Origin of the sequence: Methylobacterium endophyticum (assembly GCF_050591105.1) — a bacterium.
Classification (GTDB): Bacteria; Pseudomonadota; Alphaproteobacteria; order Rhizobiales; family Beijerinckiaceae; genus Methylobacterium.
Window position 1 is genome coordinate 387,307 of record NZ_JBNHES010000001.1, and the last position, 17,113, is coordinate 404,419.

Consider the following 17,113-nt stretch of genomic DNA (forward strand, 5'->3'; position numbering starts at 1 on the left):
GGACTCAGTGATCGTGCTTGCAGCCGCAGCCGGGGCCGTGGACATGCCCATGGTCGTGGTGATGACCGTGATCGTGGGAATGCCCGTGCGCCTGCGCGCCGTGCTCGTGCCCGTGATGGTCGTGATCGTGCCCGTGGTGATCGTGGGAATGGCCGTGGTCGTGGTCGTGGCCATGCGCATGGCCATGGTCGTGATCGTGCGAATGCCCATGATCGTGGCTGTGGTCGTGGCCGCAGGTGCTGTGGTCGTGCGCCTGCTTCTCGGGGCGGAAGGCGCGCGTCACGGGGCTCGCGGTGCCGCCCTGCCCGCGCACCAGCTCGGCAGTGGCCGCCGTCGCCGGTACGTAGAGAACGTCGGCGCCGATCTCGGCCGGGACATGGCTGCCGCCGAGCTGCCAGGCGAGGCGCATCAGCCGGGCGGGGTTGCCGGCGCGGACCTCGAGGAGCGGCTCCTCCGCCGCGCGGATCGCGACGAGGCGGCCGTCCTCCAGGCGCAGGGCGTCGCCGTCCTCGAGCGCGCCCGCCTTCGGCAGGGCCAGCGTCACCACGAGGCCGCCCTCGGCGGTGAGCGTCCCCTCCGAGAGGCCGCGGCGGGCATGGTCGAGGCTCACCCGGTCGACGACCGCATCCTGGCGGACGGCCGGCTTGCGGACGATGGTGGTGGCGCGCTGCATGGTGTCCTCGTGGTCATCCGCCCGTCGCGGGCGAGCATCCGGCGGTCATCCGCCCGTCGCGGGCGAGCATCCGGCGGTCTCGCGCCTGTCTCTAGCGGTCCCGGCCGGCATTGTCGCGTCCGCCGTGCCGGCCACGATGCGGACGGAACCTTGGCCGTGTGTGATGCATTCACCGATTTTAACGGTTAAGCTCGGCCCGCACACCGTCACGGCTCAAGGCCGGACCCGACGCACAAGGGAGTCCCCGACCCATGAAGAAGATCATCGCAGCCGCGCTCGCCGGCACGCTCGCCCTGTCCGTCGGCGCCTGCAACACCCCGCAGGACCGGGCGCTCGGCGGCGCCGGGCTCGGCGCGCTGGCCGGTGCCGCCATCGGCGGGGCCGCGACCGGCCGCGCCGGCGGCGCGCTCGCGGGCGCGGCCATCGGCGGCGCGAGCGGCGCCATCATCGGCGCCTCCACCGCGCCGCAGTGCCCCTACGGCACCTTCCGCGACGAGTACGGCAACGTCTACTGCCGCTGAGCGGCGGGCCAGGACGAGACGGCGGGAAGGGCCGGAGCCATGCGCTCCGGCCCTTCCTCGTTTCCGGCGGAGGGGGTATGCCCCTCGACCGCACCGGTTCGAGCCCTTCTCCATGATGCCGCCCTCCCCCTTCCCGCCGCCGATATCCGGCCGAGGCCCCCGATGACGGCGGGCATCTGGGGAAAGCTCGGCGGGGCCGGGCTCGGCCTGGCGATCGGCGGCCCGCTCGGCGCGCTGATCGGCGGCGTCGCCGGGCATTTCCTGGTGGACCGCGAGGGCGCCCCCTTCGGGCCGACGCCGCGCGACGTGGTCTTCACCACCGGCCTCGTGGCGCTGGCCGCCAAGATGGCGAAGTCCGACGGCGTGGTGACGCCCTCCGAGGTCGAGGCCTTCGGGCGGGTCGTCACGGTGACGGATGCCGAGCGGCCGGGGGTGGTGAGGCTGTTCGACCTCGCGAAATCCACCACCGCCGGCTACGAGGCCTATGCGCGCCAGCTCGCCACCACCTTCCGCGACGAGCCCGCCCTGCTGGAGGACGTGCTCGACGGCCTCTTCCACATCGCCAAGGCGGATGGCGCCATCCACGAGGCGGAGGAGCGCTACCTGCGCTCGGTGGCCGAGATCCTCGGATTCGACGACGCCGGCTTCCGCCGGATCGCCGCGCGGCACGTCCGGCTCGCCGACGATCCCTATGCCGTCCTCTGCCTCGAACGGGATGCCAGCGACGCCGAGATCAAGGCGCGCCACCGCGTCCTCGTGAGCGAGAGCCATCCCGACAGGGCCATCGCGCGCGGCCTGCCGCAGGAGGCGGTCGCCATCGCGACGGGCCGGCTCGCGGCGATCAACGCCGCCTACGACCGGATCGCCCAGGAACGGGGCCTGCGATGAGGCTCGCCCCCGAGAGTCCGGTGGCCGGCGCCGTGGTGCCGTCGCCGAACCACGGCGCGCGCACAGGGCGACGGCCGGACATGCTGATCCTGCACTATACCGGGATGGAGAACGCGGTCGCCGCCCTCCGGCGTCTGTCCGACCCGCTGGCCGAGGTCTCCGCGCATTACTTCGTCTTCGAGGACGGGCGGGTGGTGCAGATGGTGCCGGAAGGCCGGCGCGCCTGGCATGCTGGGCTCGCCTGCTGGGCCGGGGAGCGCGACGTCAACTCGCGCTCGCTCGGCGTCGAGATAGCCCATCCGGGCCATGCCGGCGGCTTGCCGCCCTACCCGGACGCGCAGATCGACGCGGTGGTGGCGCTGTGCCGGGACCTCCTCGCCCGCCACGCCATCCCGCCGGAGCGGGTGCTGGCCCATTCCGACGTCGCCCCGGAGCGCAAGGAGGACCCCGGCGAGAGATTTCCCTGGGCGCGGCTCGCGGCGGAGGGAATCGGCCACTACGTCGCCCCGGCGCCCGCGGGGGACGGCCGCTTCCTCGCCCCCGGCGATGCCGGGCAGCCGGTGGAGGCGTTGCAGGCGATGTTCGCGGTCTACGGCTACGACCAGCCCGTGACCGGCCTCTACGATGCGCGGACGCAGGCGGTGGTGACGGCCTTCCAGCGCCATTTCCGGCCCGCGCGCATCGACGGCATCGCCGACGCCTCGACCATCAAGACCCTGCGCGACCTGATCGCCACGCTGCCGGCATAGAGGGGGCTAAAGCCGCTGCGGCTCGGCCCGCTGCTGTTCGTGCGGCTCCGCATGCTCGCTGCCGCGGGTCCGCCAGAGGCTGTAGAGCACCCCGGCGGCCAGCAGCACCACCGTCACCAGCAGCGACACCCAGGGCTCCACATGGACGAGCCCGAAGGTGTCCGCGATGACGATCTTCGCGCCGATGAAGATCAGGATGAAGGCCAGCGCCGTCTTCAGGTAGGCGAAGCGGTCCACCATCGCGGCGAGGGCGAAATAGAGCGCGCGCAGGCCGAGGATGGCGAAGATGTTCGAGGTGTAGACCACGAAGGTATCCGTCGTGATCGCGAAGATCGCCGGCACGCTGTCCACGGCGAAGATCACGTCGGCGCCGTTGACGAGCACCAGCGCCAGCGCCAGCGGCGTCAGCCAGAGCACGGGCTTGCCGGTCTTCGGATGGGGAAGCCGCACCACGAAGCGCTGGCCGTGCAGGCCGGGGGTGATGCGCAGCGTCCTGCGCAGCCAGCGCACGGCGGCGTTGTCCTGGACGTCGCCCTCCTCCTCCTCGCCGGAGACGAGCATCTTGATGCCGGCATAGAGCAGGAAGGCCGCGAAGATCGACAGCACCCAGGACGCCTGATGCACCAGCGCCGCGCCGAGCCCGATCATCAGGCCGCGCAGCAGCACCGCCGCCAGGATGCCCCAGATCAGCACCCGGTGCTGCGCCGCGAGCGGGATGCCGAGGGCCGACAGGATGACGGCGATGACGAAGACGTTGTCCATGGACAGCGACTTCTCGACCACGAGGCCGGTGACGTATTCCTGCCCCGCCTGCGGCCCGATGTACCACCATACCCAGGCCCCGAAGATCAGGCCGAGGGTGAAGTAGAACGCCGTCAGGAGCAGGCTCTCCTTGACGCCGATCTCATGGTCCTTGTCGCGGTGGAGCAGGCCGAGATCGAAAGCGAGCAGCCCGAAGACGAGCGCGTGGAAGCCGAGCCACATCCAGATCGGCTTGCCGAGCCATACGACGTACAGGAAATCCATCATCCGCAGGGACCGTCGATGCTTCGATAAGGAAAGCATCGGCTCCGACATCACGGAACGCTCGTTGAGCGTCCCGCCAGAGGGGCCCGCAGCCGATAGGTCGCGAGTTAAGCGGGAGATGGAGGCGAATCAAGGGCGGCGGCGCGCGGGCCGGCCCCGCGTTCTGCCGGGATACGGCTTGACAGCGGCGGCGCCCGCGCGCCTTCCCGCCCCATGGAGAGACGTGAGGACGAATCCATCGCCGTCGTCGGCGGCGGCCCGGCGGGTCTCGCCGCCGCCGAGGTGCTGGCGGCGGCGGGCCGCGCGGTCACGGTCCACGACCGCATGCCGTCGCTGGGCCGCAAGCTGCTGATGGCGGGGCGCGGCGGCCTCAACCTGACGCATGGCGAGCCGCTCCCCGCCTTCCTGGGGCGCTACCACCCGCCGGGCGCGCTGGCCGAGGCGATCGCCGCCTTCCCGCCCGACGCCCTGCGCGGCTGGTGCGAGGGCCTCGGCGAGCCGACCTTCGTCGGATCGAGCGGCCGGGTCTTCCCGAAGAGCTTCAAGGCGTCGCCGCTGCTGCGCGCCTGGCTGGCGCGGCTCGACGGTCTCGGCGTCGCCGTGCGCCCGCGCCACCGCCTCGTGCGCCTGACGGAGGACGGCCTTCTCTTCGAGACGCCCGACGGCGAAAGGCTGGTGCGGCCCCGCGCCACCCTGCTGGCCCTCGGCGGGGCGAGCTGGCCGCGCCTCGGCTCGGACGGCGCCTGGACGGCGGCGCTGCGCGAGCGGGGCGTTCCGGTCGCGCCCCTGGAGCCGGCCAATGCGGGCTTCTCGGTGGCGTGGTCGGCGCATTTCCGCGAGCGCTTCGCCGGGGAGCCGCTGAAGCGCATCGGCCTGGATTTCCGTGGGGCGCGCGTGCGCGGGGAGGCGCTGGTGACGGCGGGCGGCATCGAGGGCGGTGCGGTCTACGCCCTCTCCCGCGTGCTGCGCGAGGCGGTCCGCGCCGAGGGGACGGCGGAGGTGATCGTCGACCTGCGGCCGGACCTCTCGGAAAGCGATCTCGCCGGCAGGCTCGGCGCCGGCAAGCCCGGCGAGTCGGCGGCGACGCGCCTGCGCAAGGCGGCGGGCCTGTCGCCCGTGGCGGCGGGGCTCTTGCGCGAGGCGTGCGGCAACGCCCTCCCTCCCGCCGCCGACGCGCTGGCCGCGCTCGTGAAGGGGGCGCCCCTCAGCCTCACCGGCACCGCTTCCATCGAGCGGGCCATCTCCAGCGCGGGGGGCATCCGCCTCGACGGGCTCGACGGAAATTTCATGCTACGCGACCGGCCGGGCACCTTCGCCGCCGGCGAGATGCTCGACTGGGAGGCGCCGACCGGCGGCTACCTGCTCCAGGGCGCCTTCGCCAGCGGCCGGGCGGCGGCGGCCGGGATGCTGGCCTGGCTTGCGCGGCAGCCGTGAGGATGGGCTACTCGCGGGTGCAGACCGCGACCATGCCGGAGGCGCCCGCCGGACAGGAGGCCACCGCGCTCCCGTTCGGCCCCTCTCCGAAGCCGGCCGGGCCGCCCTTCAGGCAATAGGCCGAGACGAAGACCTCTCCGCTTTCGCAGGAGACCTCGCAGCCGGAGGCCGGACAGGAGTCCAGCCTGCGCACCCGCAGCGGCGCGGGCGCGGGCGGCACGGCGGCGGCGAGGGCGGCGTCGCCCTTCTGCCCCCGCTCGCCGGATTCGCCCTTGGTGCCCGGCTCGCCCTTGGCGCCCGCCTCGCCCGCATCTCCCTTCGGCCCGGCGTCGCCCTTCGGGCCCGCCTCGCCCTGCGGTCCCGGAGCGCCGGCCATGCCCTGCGGGCCGGTGGGGCCGGGCTCGCCCTGGGCGCCGGGCCGGCCCTCGGGAGCGCAGTTGGCGACGACGACCTCGCGTTCGTCCTCGTTGGCCTTCAGCACGCCGACGCAGGTCGGCGGCCGGTAGGGTAGCCTGAACAGGAAGCGGCCGCGCGCATCCGCGATCACCGAGATGTCGTCGTCGAGGACGACGACGGTGCCGGCCTTGCGGACGCTGCCCGAGATGCGCAGGTCGCCGGCCTCGATGCGGGCGTCGTAGACCATGATCGGCTGGCTCGGCGGGCGCGGAGCGGCGCGCGGCGCCGGGCGCGGCACGGGAGCCGGAGCCGGAGCGGGCGGCGGGGCCGGCTGGGCGAGCGCCGGAAGCGCGGCCGCCGCGATCGTCAGGCCCGCGAGGGCGAGTGCGAGACGCATGGACGATTCCCCCCGAGGCGGCCGCCGGCGCGGCTCGGCCGGGACCATGCCGCCGCCCTCGCGGCAGGGTCAAGCCTCGCCTGCCGGGCTCGTCCGGCGCCCATCCGCCGCACCGCAGGAAGGGGAGAGCCCTGTGGGAGGCGCAGGCCAGCCTCCCGCGTCCGGCCCGGCGCTTGCCCTGGGCGGTGACGGCCGCGAGGCTATATCGCGGTGCAACATCGACACGGACGGAGACGAGCACCGTGCCTTCGCTTCCCATCCTCGCGCTCGCCGTCGCCTCCTTCGGCATCGGCACCACCGAATTCGTCATCATGGGCCTCCTTCCCGAGGTGGCCCGCAGCTTCGGCGTCAGCATTCCGCAGGCCGGCTATCTGGTCTCGGGCTATGCCATGGGCGTGGTGGTCGGCGCGCCGCTCGTGGCCATCGCCACCGCGCGGCTGCCCCGCAAGACCGCGCTGCTGGCGCTGATGGCGATCTTCCTCGTGGGCAATCTCGGCTGCGCGCTCGCTCCGAGCTACGCCCTGCTGATGGTCGCGCGCGTGGTGACGGCCTTCGCCCACGGCGCCTTCTTCGGCATCGGCGCCATCGTCGCCCGCGACCTCGTGCCCCGCGAGAAGCGTATCCAGGCGGTGGCCCTGATGTTCGCCGGGCTCACCATCGCCAACGTGCTTGGGGTGCCGGCCGGGACGGCGCTCGGCCAGGTGGCCGGCTGGCGCTCGACCTTCTTCGCGGTGGTCGCGATCGGGCTCGCCGCCGGCGCGGCCATCGCGATCTGCGTGCCCTCCGGCATTCCGGGCTCGACGGGGGGCATCGCGCGGGAGTTCCGGGCGCTCGGGCGCTGGGCGGTGCTGCGGCCGATGCTGGTCTCGACGCTCTCCTCGGTGAGCCTGTTCAGCCTCTTCACCTACATCGCCCCTTTCCTCCAGCAGGTGACGGGCATGACCCCGCGCGGCGTCACGGGCGCGCTCTTCGCCGCCGGAATCGGGCTGACCGCGGGCAACCTGATCGGCGGCCGGCTCGCCGACAGGAACCTCTTCGCCACCATCGTGGGCGCTTTCCTGGGGCTGATCGCGGTGCTCGTGGCGCTGCGCTTCGCCGCCCATAACGAGCCCGCGACCCTGGGGCTCATCGTCGTCTGGGCCGGGCTCGCCTTCGCCCTGGTCTCGCCGCTCCAGATCTGGGTGGTCGAAGCCTCCACCGACGCCCCGAACCTCGCCTCGACCCTGAACCAGGGCGCGTTCAACCTGGGCAACGCGACGGGCGCCTGGATCGGCGGCCTCGCCCTCGACGCGGGCGCCGGATACCAGCAGCTTCCGCTCCTCGGCGCGGGTGTCGCGGCGGCGGGGCTGGCCCTCGCCCTGTCGGCCGCGCCGAGCGCGGAACGGCCGCTGCTGCCGGCCCGCTCCGACTGCACCTGAGATTGCCGGCGCGGGAGCGCGAACGGGCCCTCGACAACGCGGCGGCGCGCCGTAAGAGTGCCGCCATGCCGCGCCTCGCCCTCGCCTTCCTCGCCCTGTCCGCCGTCGCGGCCCTGTCGCCGGGGGCCGCGCGCGCCGATGAATGCGACGGGCTGGCCCAGCAGATCGCGGCGGCGACCGGCGGCAAGGTCGGCAAGCGCTCCGGGCCGAGCATCGATCTCAGGATCCCCGGCTCGAACCGCTTCGACGTCACCTGCCGGGCCCAGCCCATCGTGCAGGGCAGCTCGAGCGAGGCGCGCCCCTCGGCCGCCTATTTCCGCGACCTCTCGGTGGCCGCCGAGTTGGTGGTCGGCGAATCGGCGGGCTCCGTGCAGGGCATCATCGCCAAGGCCTACGAGACGGCGCTGCGCGAGGGCCGCAAGTCCTTCATCCAGCAGAACGGCTGGTCGGCGAGCTGCTACACCGACAGCGCCGGCTCGATCCGCACGCTCTGCTCCATCGGCCGCATCCCGCCGGGCTGACGGGATGCGCCACCGGCGGCGTCAGTAGTCGATGACGTCCTCGAGCGCGTAGTGCTTCACCGTCTTGCGGTTGGCGATGAGCTCGTCGATCGTCGGCTCGCCCTTCATGGCGCGGGCGATGGCGAGCTTCGTCGCCTCGTAGTTCGTCCGGTAGAGGTCCTTGCGGTCGACGTTCGGGTCGCTGCCGCAGCGCTCGTCGAGCCAGATCATGATGATCATGCAGAGCTCGTCGAGGCCGTCCTTGGGCAGCACGCCCTCGATCACGCTGTCGATGATGGCATCGCCCGTGGCCGCCTGGACCACGCCGCCGAGAAGCTCGGCATACTCGGCCGTGTGGATCGTGACCTTGGTGGTCATCATCGTGGACGGGCGCACGAGCTGGTTGAGGTCGCGCACCACGAACATGCGGGTATGGCCCTGGACCTGCCCCATCATTCCGGCGAAGGCCTGCCCCACGGGCCCGCGCGTCGAGCCGATCAGCACCTCGGGCATGGCGTCCGTGTACTGCCCCTCGGCCGCCAACACGGTGGCCTCGCCGGTACGGAACCAGATCTCGGACATGACACGTCTTCCCTGCTGAGCGCGAAACAGCGGGGCTCTGACGGCCCCGGCGGCTGCGCAGACATCACTCCGGGGCGCGTCCGTCAATCGCCATCGCCCTGGCCCTCGGCGGCGCGATCGGTCATTGAGGCGCGATTGCCCGCATCTCGCGCGGCACGGACCGGGGCGCGGCCATGGGACAGTCGGGCAGGCAGGCGGGTGGCGCCGGAGGGGGCGATCAGGGCTGGAGCCTGACCGCGACGGCGGCCGGCGACGGCGTTCAGATCAGGCTCGGCCTGCCAAACGTCGCGGGCGAACCCGTCACCGCGATCCTCGCACTCAGCCGGGCCGAGGCGCGGGCCTTCGCGCGCTCCGTCCTCGCCGCGGCGGGCGATGCCGCCGAGCGGACCTTTCCGCGTCCAGGCGGCCGGGGCGACTGAGCGGCGTTCAGCGGGGGCAGTTGTTCGCCCGCTCCTGGCGCTGGATGTCGGCGACCTTGGCCCGGTCGCGCGCGGAGAGCGGCACGTCGGCCAGCTCGTCGTACTGGCAGCCGGCATTGCCGAAGGCCCGGATTCCGCGGGGCGTCTTGAAGCAGTAGCCGGCCGCCTTGTAGACGGCGTTGCGCTCGCCCCAGAGCTCGTCGCAGGGGAACTGCGCCGATGCCGGCGCGGTAGCCGCCGTCAGGACGAGGCAGGCGAGCAGCGGACGCAGCAGCATCGGAAGGTCTCCTCTTCGCGGTGTCGGCGGGCCCGCCCTGCCGGACACCTTACCTGTCTTCGCCGGATCGCGTCGCCTCCACGCGCTCCGCCTTATCGCGGGCCGGCGCCCTGCCGGACGCGGCCGGGGAGCCTCGGCACCTTGGCGCCGCGCTGCTCGACGGGAGCGTCACAGGTGTAGCGGAACTCGGTCTGCAAGTCGGTGAAGATGGTCTCGCCGGCGAGCTTGCAGTCCTCGCGCACGGTCTCGTCGAGATAGGTGCGGGCGGCGAGGCGGAAGCGCTCGGTGCGGCTGGCGGCCGGATCGCGCCCCTCGTAGCGCTCGCCGACGCCGCAGCCGGTGAACTCGCGGACGGCGTTGGAGACGACCAGCATGCGGCGCTGCTGGCGCTGGTCGTAGACCTCGTAGGGGTCGTTGCAGCCGATCGTGACCACCTGCGGGCTCAGGCTCACATAGGTCTTCGAGATGTAGGAGAAGCCGGTGCAGCCGGCCGCGACAGCGCCGATCCCGCAGACGAGCGCAAAGGAGAGAGCGGGCCGTTTCAACGTCGTCACGCTCAAGGTTATCATACACCTCATGACCGAGGCGCATTGAAGCGTGGCCGGCGCCATGGTCAAGCCTGGACCGGCCACACACTCCGGGATTCGTGCGCTCTACTCCGCCGCCACGGCGAGGTAGCGGGCCGGGTCGTAGTTCAGGATCGGGCCGAGCCAGCGCTCGACCTCTCGGATGTCCATGCCCTTGCGCAGGGCGTAGTCCTCGACCTGATCGCGCTCCACCTTGGCGACGCCGAAGTAATGCGCTTGGGGGTGGGCAAGGTAGAGGCCGGACACCGAGGAGCCCGGCCACATGGCGTAGGACTCGGTGAGCTTCACGCCGATGCGCGGCTCCGCCTTGAGCAGGTCGAACAGCGTGACCTTCTCGGTGTGGTCGGGCTGGGCCGGATAGCCCGGCGCCGGGCGGATGCCGTCGTATTTCTCGTGGACGAGGTCGTCGGCGGTGAAGCTCTCCTGCGCGGCGTAGCCCCAGAACTCCTTGCGCACGCGCTCGTGCATGCGCTCGGCGAAGGCTTCCGCGATGCGGTCGGCGAGCGCCTTCACCAGGATCGACCTGTAGTCGTCGTTCTGGCGCTCGAAGCGCTCGGCGATGCGCACCTCCTCGATGCCCGCCGTGACGACGAAGCCGCCGATATAGTCGGCGATTCCCGTCTCCTGCGGCGCCACGAAGTCGGAGAGGCAGGTGTTCGGTCGCCCGTCGCGCTTCGAGAGCTGCTGGCGCAGGCCGTGGAAGGTGGCGAGCCTGTCCGAGCGGCTCTCGCCGGTGAAGAGCGCGATGTCGTCGCCGACGCTGTTGGCGGGCCAGAAGCCGATGATCGCCTTCGGGTTGAACCAGCGCTCCTCGACGATCTGCTTGAGCATCGCCTGCGCGTCGTCGAACAGGGCCTTCGCCGCCGGCCCCTGGTCCGGGTCCTCGAAGATCGCCGGATAGCGGCCCTTGAACTCGTAGGTCTGGAGGAAGGGCGTCCAGTCGATATAGGGCACGAGGTCGGCGACCTCGTAAGCACCGAAGACGCGGGTGCCGGTGAAGCTCGGCTTCTTCGGCGCGTATCCGTTCCAGTCGATCTTGAAGGCATTGGCGCGGGCCTTGGCCAGCGGCAGGCGCTGCTTGTCGAGCTCCGAGCGGGCATGGGCGTCGGCGACCTTGCGGTACTCGGCGCGCACGGTCTCGATGGTGCCGTCCCTCGTCTCCTTGGAGAGCAGGCTCGAGACCACGCCGACGGCGCGGCTGGCATCGGTGACGTAGACGGCCTGCCCCTGGTGATAGGCCGGGTGGATCTTCACCGCCGTATGGACGCGGCTGGTGGTGGCGCCGCCGATCAGCAGCGGCACGGAGAAGCCCTCGCGCTCCATCTCGGCCGCGACATGGACCATCTCGTCGAGCGAGGGCGTGATCAGGCCGGAGAGGCCGACGATGTCGACATTCTCCTTCCTCGCCACGTCGAGGATCTTGGCGGCCGGCACCATCACGCCGAGATCGATGATCTCGTAGTTGTTGCAGGCCAGCACGACGCCGACGATGTTCTTGCCGATGTCGTGGACGTCGCCCTTGACAGTCGCCATCAGCACCTTGCCGGCGGCCTGGCGCTGGCCGGTGCCGCCATTGGCGCGCTTCTCCTCCTCCATGAAGGGTTCGAGATAGGCCACCGCCTGCTTCATCACGCGGGCGGACTTCACCACCTGCGGCAGGAACATCTTGCCCGACCCGAACAGGTCGCCGACCACGTTCATGCCGGCCATCAGCGGGCCCTCGATGACGTGGAGCGGGCGCTCGACGCCCTGCCGGGCCTCCTCGGTGTCGGCGACGATATACTCGGTGATGCCGTTGACCAGCGCGTGCTCGATGCGCTTCTCGACCGGCGCCTCGCGCCATTTCAGGTCGGTGGTCTTGGCCTTGGCCTCGCCGCCGCTCTTGAAGCGCGCGGCCGCGTCGAGCAGGCGCTCGGTGGAATCCTCGCGGCGGTTGAGCACGACGTCCTCGCAGAGTTCGCGCAGCTCCGGCGGCAGCTCGTCATAGACCGCGAGCTGGCCCGCGTTGACGATGCCCATATCCATGCCGACCTGGATGGCGTGGTAGAGGAACACCGCGTGCATTGCCTCGCGCACCGGCTCGTTGCCGCGGAAGGCGAAGCTGAGGTTCGAGATGCCCCCCGAGATATGGGCGTGGGGCAGCGTCTCGCGGATGATCCGCGTGGCCTCGATGAAGGCGACGCCGTAGCCGTTATGCTCCTCGATGCCGGTGGCCACCGCAAAGACGTTCGGATCGAAGATGATGTCTTCCGGCGGGAAGCCGATCTCCTCGGTGAGGATCTTGTAGGCGCGGGTGCAGATCTCGACCTTGCGCTCCAGCGTGTCGGCCTGCCCCTGCTCGTCGAAGGCCATCACCACGACCGCCGCGCCGTAGGAGCGGCAGACCTTCGCCGCCTCTACGAACTTCTCGACGCCCTCCTTCATGGAGATCGAGTTCACGATCGGCTTGCCCTGGACGCATTTCAGCCCGGCCTCGATCACCTCGAACTTCGAGGAATCGATCATCACCGGCACGCGGGCGATATCGGGCTCGGCGGCGACGAGGTTGAGGAACTCGACCATGGCCTTCTGCGAATCGAGCAGGCCCTCGTCCATGTTCACGTCGATGACCTGGGCGCCGGCCGCCACCTGATCGCGGGCGACGTCGAGGGCGGCGGCGTAATCGCCGTTGGTGATGAGCTTCCTGAACTTGGCCGAGCCGGTGACGTTGGTGCGCTCGCCGACATTCACGAAGGGGATCTCCTTCGCCAGCGTGAACGGCTCCAGGCCCGACAGCCGCATCAGGCGCGGCACCTCGGGGATTTTTCGTGGGGTCTTATCGGCGACGGCCTCGGCGATGGCGCGGATATGGTCCGGCGTGGTGCCGCAGCAGCCGCCCACCATGTTGACGATCCCGCTTGCCGCAAACTCGCCGACGAGCTTGCCCATGGCCTCCGGGCTCTCGTCGTAGAGGCCGAACTCGTTGGGCAGGCCGGCATTCGGATAGGCGCAGACCAGCGTGTCGCAGATGCGCGACAGCTCGGCAATGTGCCCGCGCATCTCTTTGGCGCCGAGCGCGCAGTTGAGGCCGAAGGTCAGCGGACTCGCGTGCCGCAGGGAGTTCCAGAACGCCTCCGGCGTCTGGCCCGACAGCGTGCGGCCGGACAGATCCGTGATCGTGCCGGAGATCTGGACGGGAAGGCGGATGCCGGTCTCCTCGAAGACGGCCCAGGCCGCCGCCACCGCCGCCTTGGCGTTCAGCGTGTCGAAGACCGTCTCGATCAGGATCAGCTCGGCGCCGCCGTCGATGAGGCCGCGCACCTGCTCGATGTAAGCCTGCTTGACCTGATCGAAGGTGACGGCGCGAAAGCCCGGATTGTTCACGTCCGGGGAGATCGACAGCGTGCGGTTGGTCGGCCCGATGGCGCCGGCCACGAAGCGGCGGCGGCCGTCCTTCTCTTCCGCGAGCTTCGCGGCCTCGCGGGCGAGCCGCGCGCCTTCCGCGTTCAGCTCGTGGATGATCGATTCCATGCCGTAATCGGCTTGGGCGATGGTGGTGCCGGAGAAGGTGTTGGTCTCGCAGACATCGGCGCCCGCGAGGAAGTAGTCGAGATGGATCTGCCGGATCGCATCGGGCTGGGTCAGGATCAGGAGGTCGTTGTTGCCCTTCTGGTCGTGGCCGTGATCCTTGAAGCGCTCACCCCGGAAGTCCTCCTCCGTGAATTTCAGCCGCTGGATCACGGTGCCCATCGCCCCGTCGAGGACGAGGATCTTCTCCGACGCGCGCTGGCGCAGGGCGGCTTCGATCTCGGTGCCGTCGACGGGGGGGAAATGGGCCATGAGGTCTCTCATTAGTCGTCGCGGCGATTCCCCTCCCCCTTGCGGGGAGGGGTCAGGGGTGGGGGTGGTTCAGGAGGCACCGCAGACGGCTCGTCCGGCACCACCCCCACCTCCAACTCCTCCCCGCAAGGGGGAGGAGAGACACGTTGCGCCGTATCAGGAACGCGACTCGAGGGTTGCGAGGCGCTTCTAGATGGATTCCAGGCGCTCCTCGACCTCGGCAGCCGCGTAGCGACCGAGAACGGACTCGCCGTTGATCGCCTCGCGGATGTTGCCGAGGCGGCCTTCGACACGCTCCAGGCGGTCGACGACGCTCTCGAACTGCCGCTCGGTGCTTCTCCCGAGATCTTCGATCTCGGTCCGAATTTCCCGAAGCAGCGGCAGGATCATGTCTTGCGGTTCGGCCATGGCCCGCTCCCGATCTACCTTCTGAACTATCTAGGCCGCGGCCTTCGCCGCCGCCGCCTTCGGCGCCTGCGAGCGCAGCCCGAGCAGGTGGCAGATGGCGTAGACGAGATCGGAGCGGTTCATCGAGTAGAAGTGGAAATCCTCGATGCCCTGGTCGACGAGATCGAGCACCTGCTCGGCCGCGACGGCGGCGGCGATGAGGCGGCGGGTCTCCACGTCCTCCTCCAGGCCCTCGAAGCGGGCGGCGAGCCAGTAGGGCACCGAGGCGCCGGTCCGGCGGGCGAAGTTCGCGGCCTGCTTGAAGTTCTGCACCGGCAGGATGCCGGGGATGATCGGGATGTCGATGCCGGCGGCGCGCACCTTCTCCAGGTAGCGCAGATAGGTCTCGTTCTCGAAGAAGAACTGCGTGATCGCCTGGTCGGCGCCGGCATCGACCTTGGCCTTCAGCGCGTCGATATCGGCATCGAGCGAGGCCGCCTCCGGGTGCTTCTCGGGATAGGCCGAGACGGAGACCTGGAAGTCGCCGATCCTCTTGATGCCCGCTACGAGATCGGAGGTCTGGGCGTAGCCGCCGGGATGCGGGCGGTAGGCGTGCCCGACGCCCTCGGCCGGGTCGCCGCGCAGCGCCACGATGTGGCGCACGCCCGCATCCCAGTAGGACTGGACCACGGCGTCGATCTCCTCGCGCGTGGCGTTCACGCAGGTGAGATGCGCGGCCGGCTTCAGGCTCGTCTCCTTCACCATGCGGGCGACGGTGTTGTGCGTGCGCTCGCGGGTGGAGCCGCCGGCCCCGTAGGTCACGGAGACGAATTTCGGCTGGAGCGGCGCGAGACGCTCGATGGAGGACCACAGGATGCGCTCCATCTCTTCGCTCTTGGGCGGAAAGAACTCGATGGAAACGCGGATCGGGCGGTAGCCGTCGCGGCTGGCGCGGTGTCGGGAGCTGGCCATCGGGGGTCGTCCTCTATGTCGTTCGGTTCAGACGATTTCGTGTGACGAAGAAGGGGCGCGTCAGGCGACCGCCCGTTCGGGCGGCTGGGCGTCGGAGCGGACGCGCCGGTCCTCGGCGAGCCAGAGCGTGACGGTGAGCGGGTGCTCGGTGCCGTCGGCGGGGGCGATGTCGCGATGCGCGACGGGGCCGAGGCCGGCCTCCTCGAGCCAGTTGGCGATCTGCTCGGCGGCGAATCCGAGGCGGCGATGGGCCTGCGTCTCGCGCAGGGCCTCGATCTCGTGCGGCGCGAAATCGACCACGAGCAGCCGGCCCCCCGGCGCCACGAGACGGCAAGCCTCGCGCAGCGCGCGGGCGGGATCGTCCAGATAGTGCAGCACCTGATGCACCACCACGAGGTCGAAGCTGCCGCGCCCGAAGGGCGGCGCGTGGATGTCCCCTTGGCGCAGATCGACCCGCGACAGGCCGGCCCGCTCCAGGTTCGCCCGCGCCACGGAGAGCATGGCGTGGCTCGAATCGAGGCCCGTCGCCCGCGCGGCGTGAGGGGCCAGCAGGGTGAGCATCCGCCCGGTGCCGGTGCCGAGATCGACGAGGTTCTGGATGGGACGCGCCCCGAGGAGGTCGACCACCGCCGCCTCCACCGTGGCCTCCGGCGCGTGCAGCGAGCGCAGCCGGTCCCATTTCGGCGCGAGCCGGGCGAAGAAGCTCTGCGCGGCCTCGGCCCGCTGCGCACGCACCGCCTCGAGCCGGGCCCGGTCCTCCGACAGCGGCGGACGGCCCCGCTCCAACCCGGCGATCAGCGGCTCGACGAGGCCGAAGCCGCCCTCGCGCAGGCGGAAGAAGGCCCAGGCGCCCTCGCGGTGGCGCTCCACCAGCCCCGCCTCCACCAGAAGCTTCAGATGCCGGGAGATGCGCGGCTGGGACTGGCCCAGGATGTCGGTGAGGTCGGAGACGGAAAGCTCGCCCTCGGCGAGCAGGGCGAGGATGCGCAGGCGCGATTCCTCGGCCGCCGCCCGCAGCATGGCGAGCGCTTCCGGGAAGGGAATATCGGTCGGGGGCCTGACGCTCTCGATAGACATAAAGATATCTTTATGTTCGTTTCGAGCGCCTGGCAAGGGCTTTTGCGCGACGTAGGGCTCCTGCGCGGTCAGCCCTCCGGTGGCGGATCCGCGTTCCACAGCCATGCGGCACCCCGCATGCCGGAGGCGTCGCCGTGCAGGCTCGGACGGACCGGCGTGTCGAACAGGTCGCCGAACACGTAAGGGGCGGTCGCGGCGGCGAGGCCGCCAATCAGTTCCGGCACCCGCGACAGGCCGCCGCCCACGACGATGGCGTCCGGGTCGAGGATGTTCACCACATGGGCGACGGCGCGGCCGAGCCGGTCGAGATAGGCGTTGATCGTCGCGCGGGCCTCCGGATCGCCGGCCCGCAACGCCGCGACGACGGTCTCGCCCGTGCCTGCGAGCCCCGTGCGCCGCCGATGATCGGCCGCGAGTCCGGGACCGGACAGCCAGGTTTCGATGCAGCCGGCGCGGCCGCAATAGCAGGCCGGTCCGGGGCGTTCCTCGTCGCGGGGGGACGGCAGCGGGTTGTGCCCCCATTCTCCGGCGAGCCCGCCCCGGCCCGAGAGCGCCCGCCCGTCGACGGCGATGCCGGACCCGACGCCGGTGCCGAGGATCACCGCCCAGACCACGCGGGCGCCGGCCCCCGCCCCGTCGACGGCCTCCGAGACGGCGAGGCAGTTGGCGTCGTTTTCGGCCCGCACCGGGCGATCGAGCAGAGCTTCGAGATCGGCGACGAAGGGGCGTCCGATCAGCCAGGTCGAATTGGCGTTGCGCACGAGGCCCGTCGCTGGGGAGACGGTGCCGGGCATGCCGACGCCGACGCTGCAAGGGGAGCCGGCCCGTCTTTCGAGGGCGAGCGCGAGGTCCGCCACCGCCCGCAGGGTGCCGGCATAGTCCTCGCGCGGCGTCGGGACCCTACCCTCCGCCAGCGTCTCACCCTTCGGACCGAGCACGATCCCGGCGATCTTGGTGCCGCCGAGATCGATCCCGAGCCGGTGACGCATCC

At 71.2% G+C, this 17,113-nt stretch carries 18 protein-coding genes; 7 read left to right on the forward strand and 11 right to left on the reverse strand.

Going from position 1 to position 17,113, the window contains the following annotated elements:
• Window positions 1-4: 4 nt before the first annotated feature.
• Window positions 5-673 (reverse strand): urease accessory protein UreE, encoded by a 669-nt coding sequence (locus ACP56T_RS01800; RefSeq protein ID WP_430910385.1) that lies wholly within the window; start codon window positions 671-673, stop codon window positions 5-7.
• A gap of 251 nt (window positions 674-924) precedes the next feature.
• Between ACP56T_RS01800 and ACP56T_RS01805 the strand changes: the two genes are divergently transcribed.
• The 3 genes from ACP56T_RS01805 to ACP56T_RS01815 all read left to right on the forward strand — a co-directional run bounded on the left by ACP56T_RS01805 (window position 925) and on the right by ACP56T_RS01815 (window position 2,831).
• Window positions 925-1,194: a glycine zipper domain-containing protein gene (locus ACP56T_RS01805; RefSeq protein WP_430910386.1), complete on the forward strand. Its 270-nt coding sequence runs from the start codon at window positions 925-927 to the stop codon at window positions 1,192-1,194.
• A 162-nt stretch (window positions 1,195-1,356) separates the two neighbouring features.
• A complete protein-coding gene (locus ACP56T_RS01810) occupies window positions 1,357-2,082 on the forward strand; it encodes a TerB family tellurite resistance protein (RefSeq protein WP_430910387.1) in 726 nt (241 codons plus the stop codon).
• Complete coding sequence (locus tag ACP56T_RS01815) at window positions 2,079-2,831, forward strand: N-acetylmuramoyl-L-alanine amidase (RefSeq protein ID WP_430910388.1); 753 nt, start codon at window positions 2,079-2,081, stop codon at window positions 2,829-2,831. The genes ACP56T_RS01810 and ACP56T_RS01815 overlap by 4 nt, the downstream gene beginning before the upstream one ends.
• Window positions 2,832-2,837: 6 nt before the next feature.
• On the opposite strand, the gene ACP56T_RS01820 is transcribed toward ACP56T_RS01815, so the two are convergent.
• The gene (locus ACP56T_RS01820; RefSeq protein WP_430910389.1) at window positions 2,838-3,860 is read right to left on the reverse strand and encodes a TerC family protein; all 1,023 of its coding nucleotides are present in this window, start codon (window positions 3,858-3,860) and stop codon (window positions 2,838-2,840) included.
• Between the two features lie 210 nt (window positions 3,861-4,070).
• Between ACP56T_RS01820 and ACP56T_RS01825 the strand changes: the two genes are divergently transcribed.
• On the forward strand, window positions 4,071-5,291 hold the full coding sequence (locus ACP56T_RS01825; RefSeq protein WP_430910390.1) for a TIGR03862 family flavoprotein: 1,221 nt from the start codon (window positions 4,071-4,073) through the stop codon (window positions 5,289-5,291).
• A gap of 7 nt (window positions 5,292-5,298) precedes the next feature.
• Here ACP56T_RS01825 and ACP56T_RS01830 read toward each other — a convergent pair whose 3' ends face one another.
• The gene (locus tag ACP56T_RS01830) at window positions 5,299-6,084 is read right to left on the reverse strand and encodes a collagen-like domain-containing protein (RefSeq protein WP_430910391.1); all 786 of its coding nucleotides are present in this window, start codon (window positions 6,082-6,084) and stop codon (window positions 5,299-5,301) included.
• Between the two features lie 242 nt (window positions 6,085-6,326).
• On the opposite strand from ACP56T_RS01830, the gene ACP56T_RS01835 reads away from it, so the two are divergent.
• Entirely contained in the window at window positions 6,327-7,502 is a 1,176-nt protein-coding gene (locus ACP56T_RS01835; protein WP_430910392.1) for an MFS transporter, read from the forward strand.
• A 65-nt stretch (window positions 7,503-7,567) separates the two neighbouring features.
• Window positions 7,568-8,023: a hypothetical protein gene (locus ACP56T_RS01840; RefSeq protein WP_430910393.1), complete on the forward strand. Its 456-nt coding sequence runs from the start codon at window positions 7,568-7,570 to the stop codon at window positions 8,021-8,023.
• Window positions 8,024-8,044: 21 nt separating this feature from the next.
• Here the strand turns inward: ACP56T_RS01840 and fae are convergent, their stop codons facing one another.
• On the reverse strand, window positions 8,045-8,584 hold the full coding sequence (gene fae, locus ACP56T_RS01845) for a formaldehyde-activating enzyme (protein ID WP_430910394.1): 540 nt from the start codon (window positions 8,582-8,584) through the stop codon (window positions 8,045-8,047).
• Window positions 8,585-8,757: 173 nt separating this feature from the next.
• Here fae and ACP56T_RS01850 point away from each other — a divergent pair, with 173 nt between their 5' ends.
• Entirely contained in the window at window positions 8,758-9,003 is a 246-nt protein-coding gene (locus ACP56T_RS01850) for a hypothetical protein (protein WP_430910395.1), read from the forward strand.
• 7 nt (window positions 9,004-9,010) lie between these two features.
• Here the strand turns inward: ACP56T_RS01850 and ACP56T_RS01855 are convergent, their stop codons facing one another.
• The 7 genes from ACP56T_RS01855 to ACP56T_RS01885 form a co-directional block, all read right to left on the reverse strand.
• Window positions 9,011-9,280, reverse strand: a complete 270-nt coding sequence (locus ACP56T_RS01855; protein ID WP_430910396.1) for a YARHG domain-containing protein — start codon at window positions 9,278-9,280, stop codon at window positions 9,011-9,013.
• Window positions 9,281-9,372: 92 nt separating this feature from the next.
• On the reverse strand, window positions 9,373-9,825 hold the full coding sequence (locus ACP56T_RS01860) for a hypothetical protein (protein WP_430910533.1): 453 nt from the start codon (window positions 9,823-9,825) through the stop codon (window positions 9,373-9,375).
• Between the two features lie 108 nt (window positions 9,826-9,933).
• Window positions 9,934-13,686 (reverse strand): methionine synthase, encoded by a 3,753-nt coding sequence (metH, locus tag ACP56T_RS01865; protein WP_430910397.1) that lies wholly within the window; start codon window positions 13,684-13,686, stop codon window positions 9,934-9,936.
• A 189-nt stretch (window positions 13,687-13,875) separates the two neighbouring features.
• On the reverse strand, window positions 13,876-14,076 hold the full coding sequence (locus tag ACP56T_RS01870) for a hypothetical protein (RefSeq protein ID WP_430910398.1): 201 nt from the start codon (window positions 14,074-14,076) through the stop codon (window positions 13,876-13,878).
• A gap of 48 nt (window positions 14,077-14,124) precedes the next feature.
• Window positions 14,125-15,045, reverse strand: coding sequence for a methylenetetrahydrofolate reductase [NAD(P)H] (gene metF / locus ACP56T_RS01875; RefSeq protein WP_430910399.1), 921 nt, complete (start codon window positions 15,043-15,045; stop codon window positions 14,125-14,127).
• A 60-nt stretch (window positions 15,046-15,105) separates the two neighbouring features.
• Window positions 15,106-16,122 carry an ArsR/SmtB family transcription factor gene (locus ACP56T_RS01880; RefSeq protein ID WP_430910400.1) on the reverse strand — a complete coding sequence of 339 codons (1,017 nt, stop codon included), beginning with the start codon at window positions 16,120-16,122 and terminating at the stop codon, window positions 15,106-15,108.
• A 68-nt stretch (window positions 16,123-16,190) separates the two neighbouring features.
• Window positions 16,191-17,111 (reverse strand): ROK family protein, encoded by a 921-nt coding sequence (locus tag ACP56T_RS01885; RefSeq protein WP_430910401.1) that lies wholly within the window; start codon window positions 17,109-17,111, stop codon window positions 16,191-16,193.
• Window positions 17,112-17,113: the final 2 nt, after the last annotated feature.

Coding starts and splice junctions, on each gene's coding strand:
- ACP56T_RS01800 (WP_430910385.1), bottom strand. CDS start 673: ATGCAGCGCGCCACCACCATCGTCCGCAAGCCGGCCGTCCGCCAGGAT.
- ACP56T_RS01805 (WP_430910386.1), top strand. CDS start 925: ATGAAGAAGATCATCGCAGCCGCGCTCGCCGGCACGCTCGCCCTGTCC.
- ACP56T_RS01810 (WP_430910387.1), top strand. CDS start 1,357: ATGACGGCGGGCATCTGGGGAAAGCTCGGCGGGGCCGGGCTCGGCCTG.
- ACP56T_RS01815 (WP_430910388.1), top strand. CDS start 2,079: ATGAGGCTCGCCCCCGAGAGTCCGGTGGCCGGCGCCGTGGTGCCGTCG.
- ACP56T_RS01820 (WP_430910389.1), bottom strand. CDS start 3,860: ATGATGGATTTCCTGTACGTCGTATGGCTCGGCAAGCCGATCTGGATG.
- ACP56T_RS01825 (WP_430910390.1), top strand. CDS start 4,071: ATGGAGAGACGTGAGGACGAATCCATCGCCGTCGTCGGCGGCGGCCCG.
- ACP56T_RS01830 (WP_430910391.1), bottom strand. CDS start 6,084: ATGCGTCTCGCACTCGCCCTCGCGGGCCTGACGATCGCGGCGGCCGCG.
- ACP56T_RS01840 (WP_430910393.1), top strand. CDS start 7,568: ATGCCGCGCCTCGCCCTCGCCTTCCTCGCCCTGTCCGCCGTCGCGGCC.
- fae (WP_430910394.1), bottom strand. CDS start 8,584: ATGTCCGAGATCTGGTTCCGTACCGGCGAGGCCACCGTGTTGGCGGCC.
- ACP56T_RS01850 (WP_430910395.1), top strand. CDS start 8,758: ATGGGACAGTCGGGCAGGCAGGCGGGTGGCGCCGGAGGGGGCGATCAG.
- ACP56T_RS01855 (WP_430910396.1), bottom strand. CDS start 9,280: ATGCTGCTGCGTCCGCTGCTCGCCTGCCTCGTCCTGACGGCGGCTACC.
- metH (WP_430910397.1), bottom strand. CDS start 13,686: ATGGCCCATTTCCCCCCCGTCGACGGCACCGAGATCGAAGCCGCCCTG.
- ACP56T_RS01870 (WP_430910398.1), bottom strand. CDS start 14,076: ATGATCCTGCCGCTGCTTCGGGAAATTCGGACCGAGATCGAAGATCTC.
- metF (WP_430910399.1), bottom strand. CDS start 15,045: ATGGCCAGCTCCCGACACCGCGCCAGCCGCGACGGCTACCGCCCGATC.
- ACP56T_RS01880 (WP_430910400.1), bottom strand. CDS start 16,122: ATGTCTATCGAGAGCGTCAGGCCCCCGACCGATATTCCCTTCCCGGAA.
- ACP56T_RS01885 (WP_430910401.1), bottom strand. CDS start 17,111: ATGCGTCACCGGCTCGGGATCGATCTCGGCGGCACCAAGATCGCCGGG.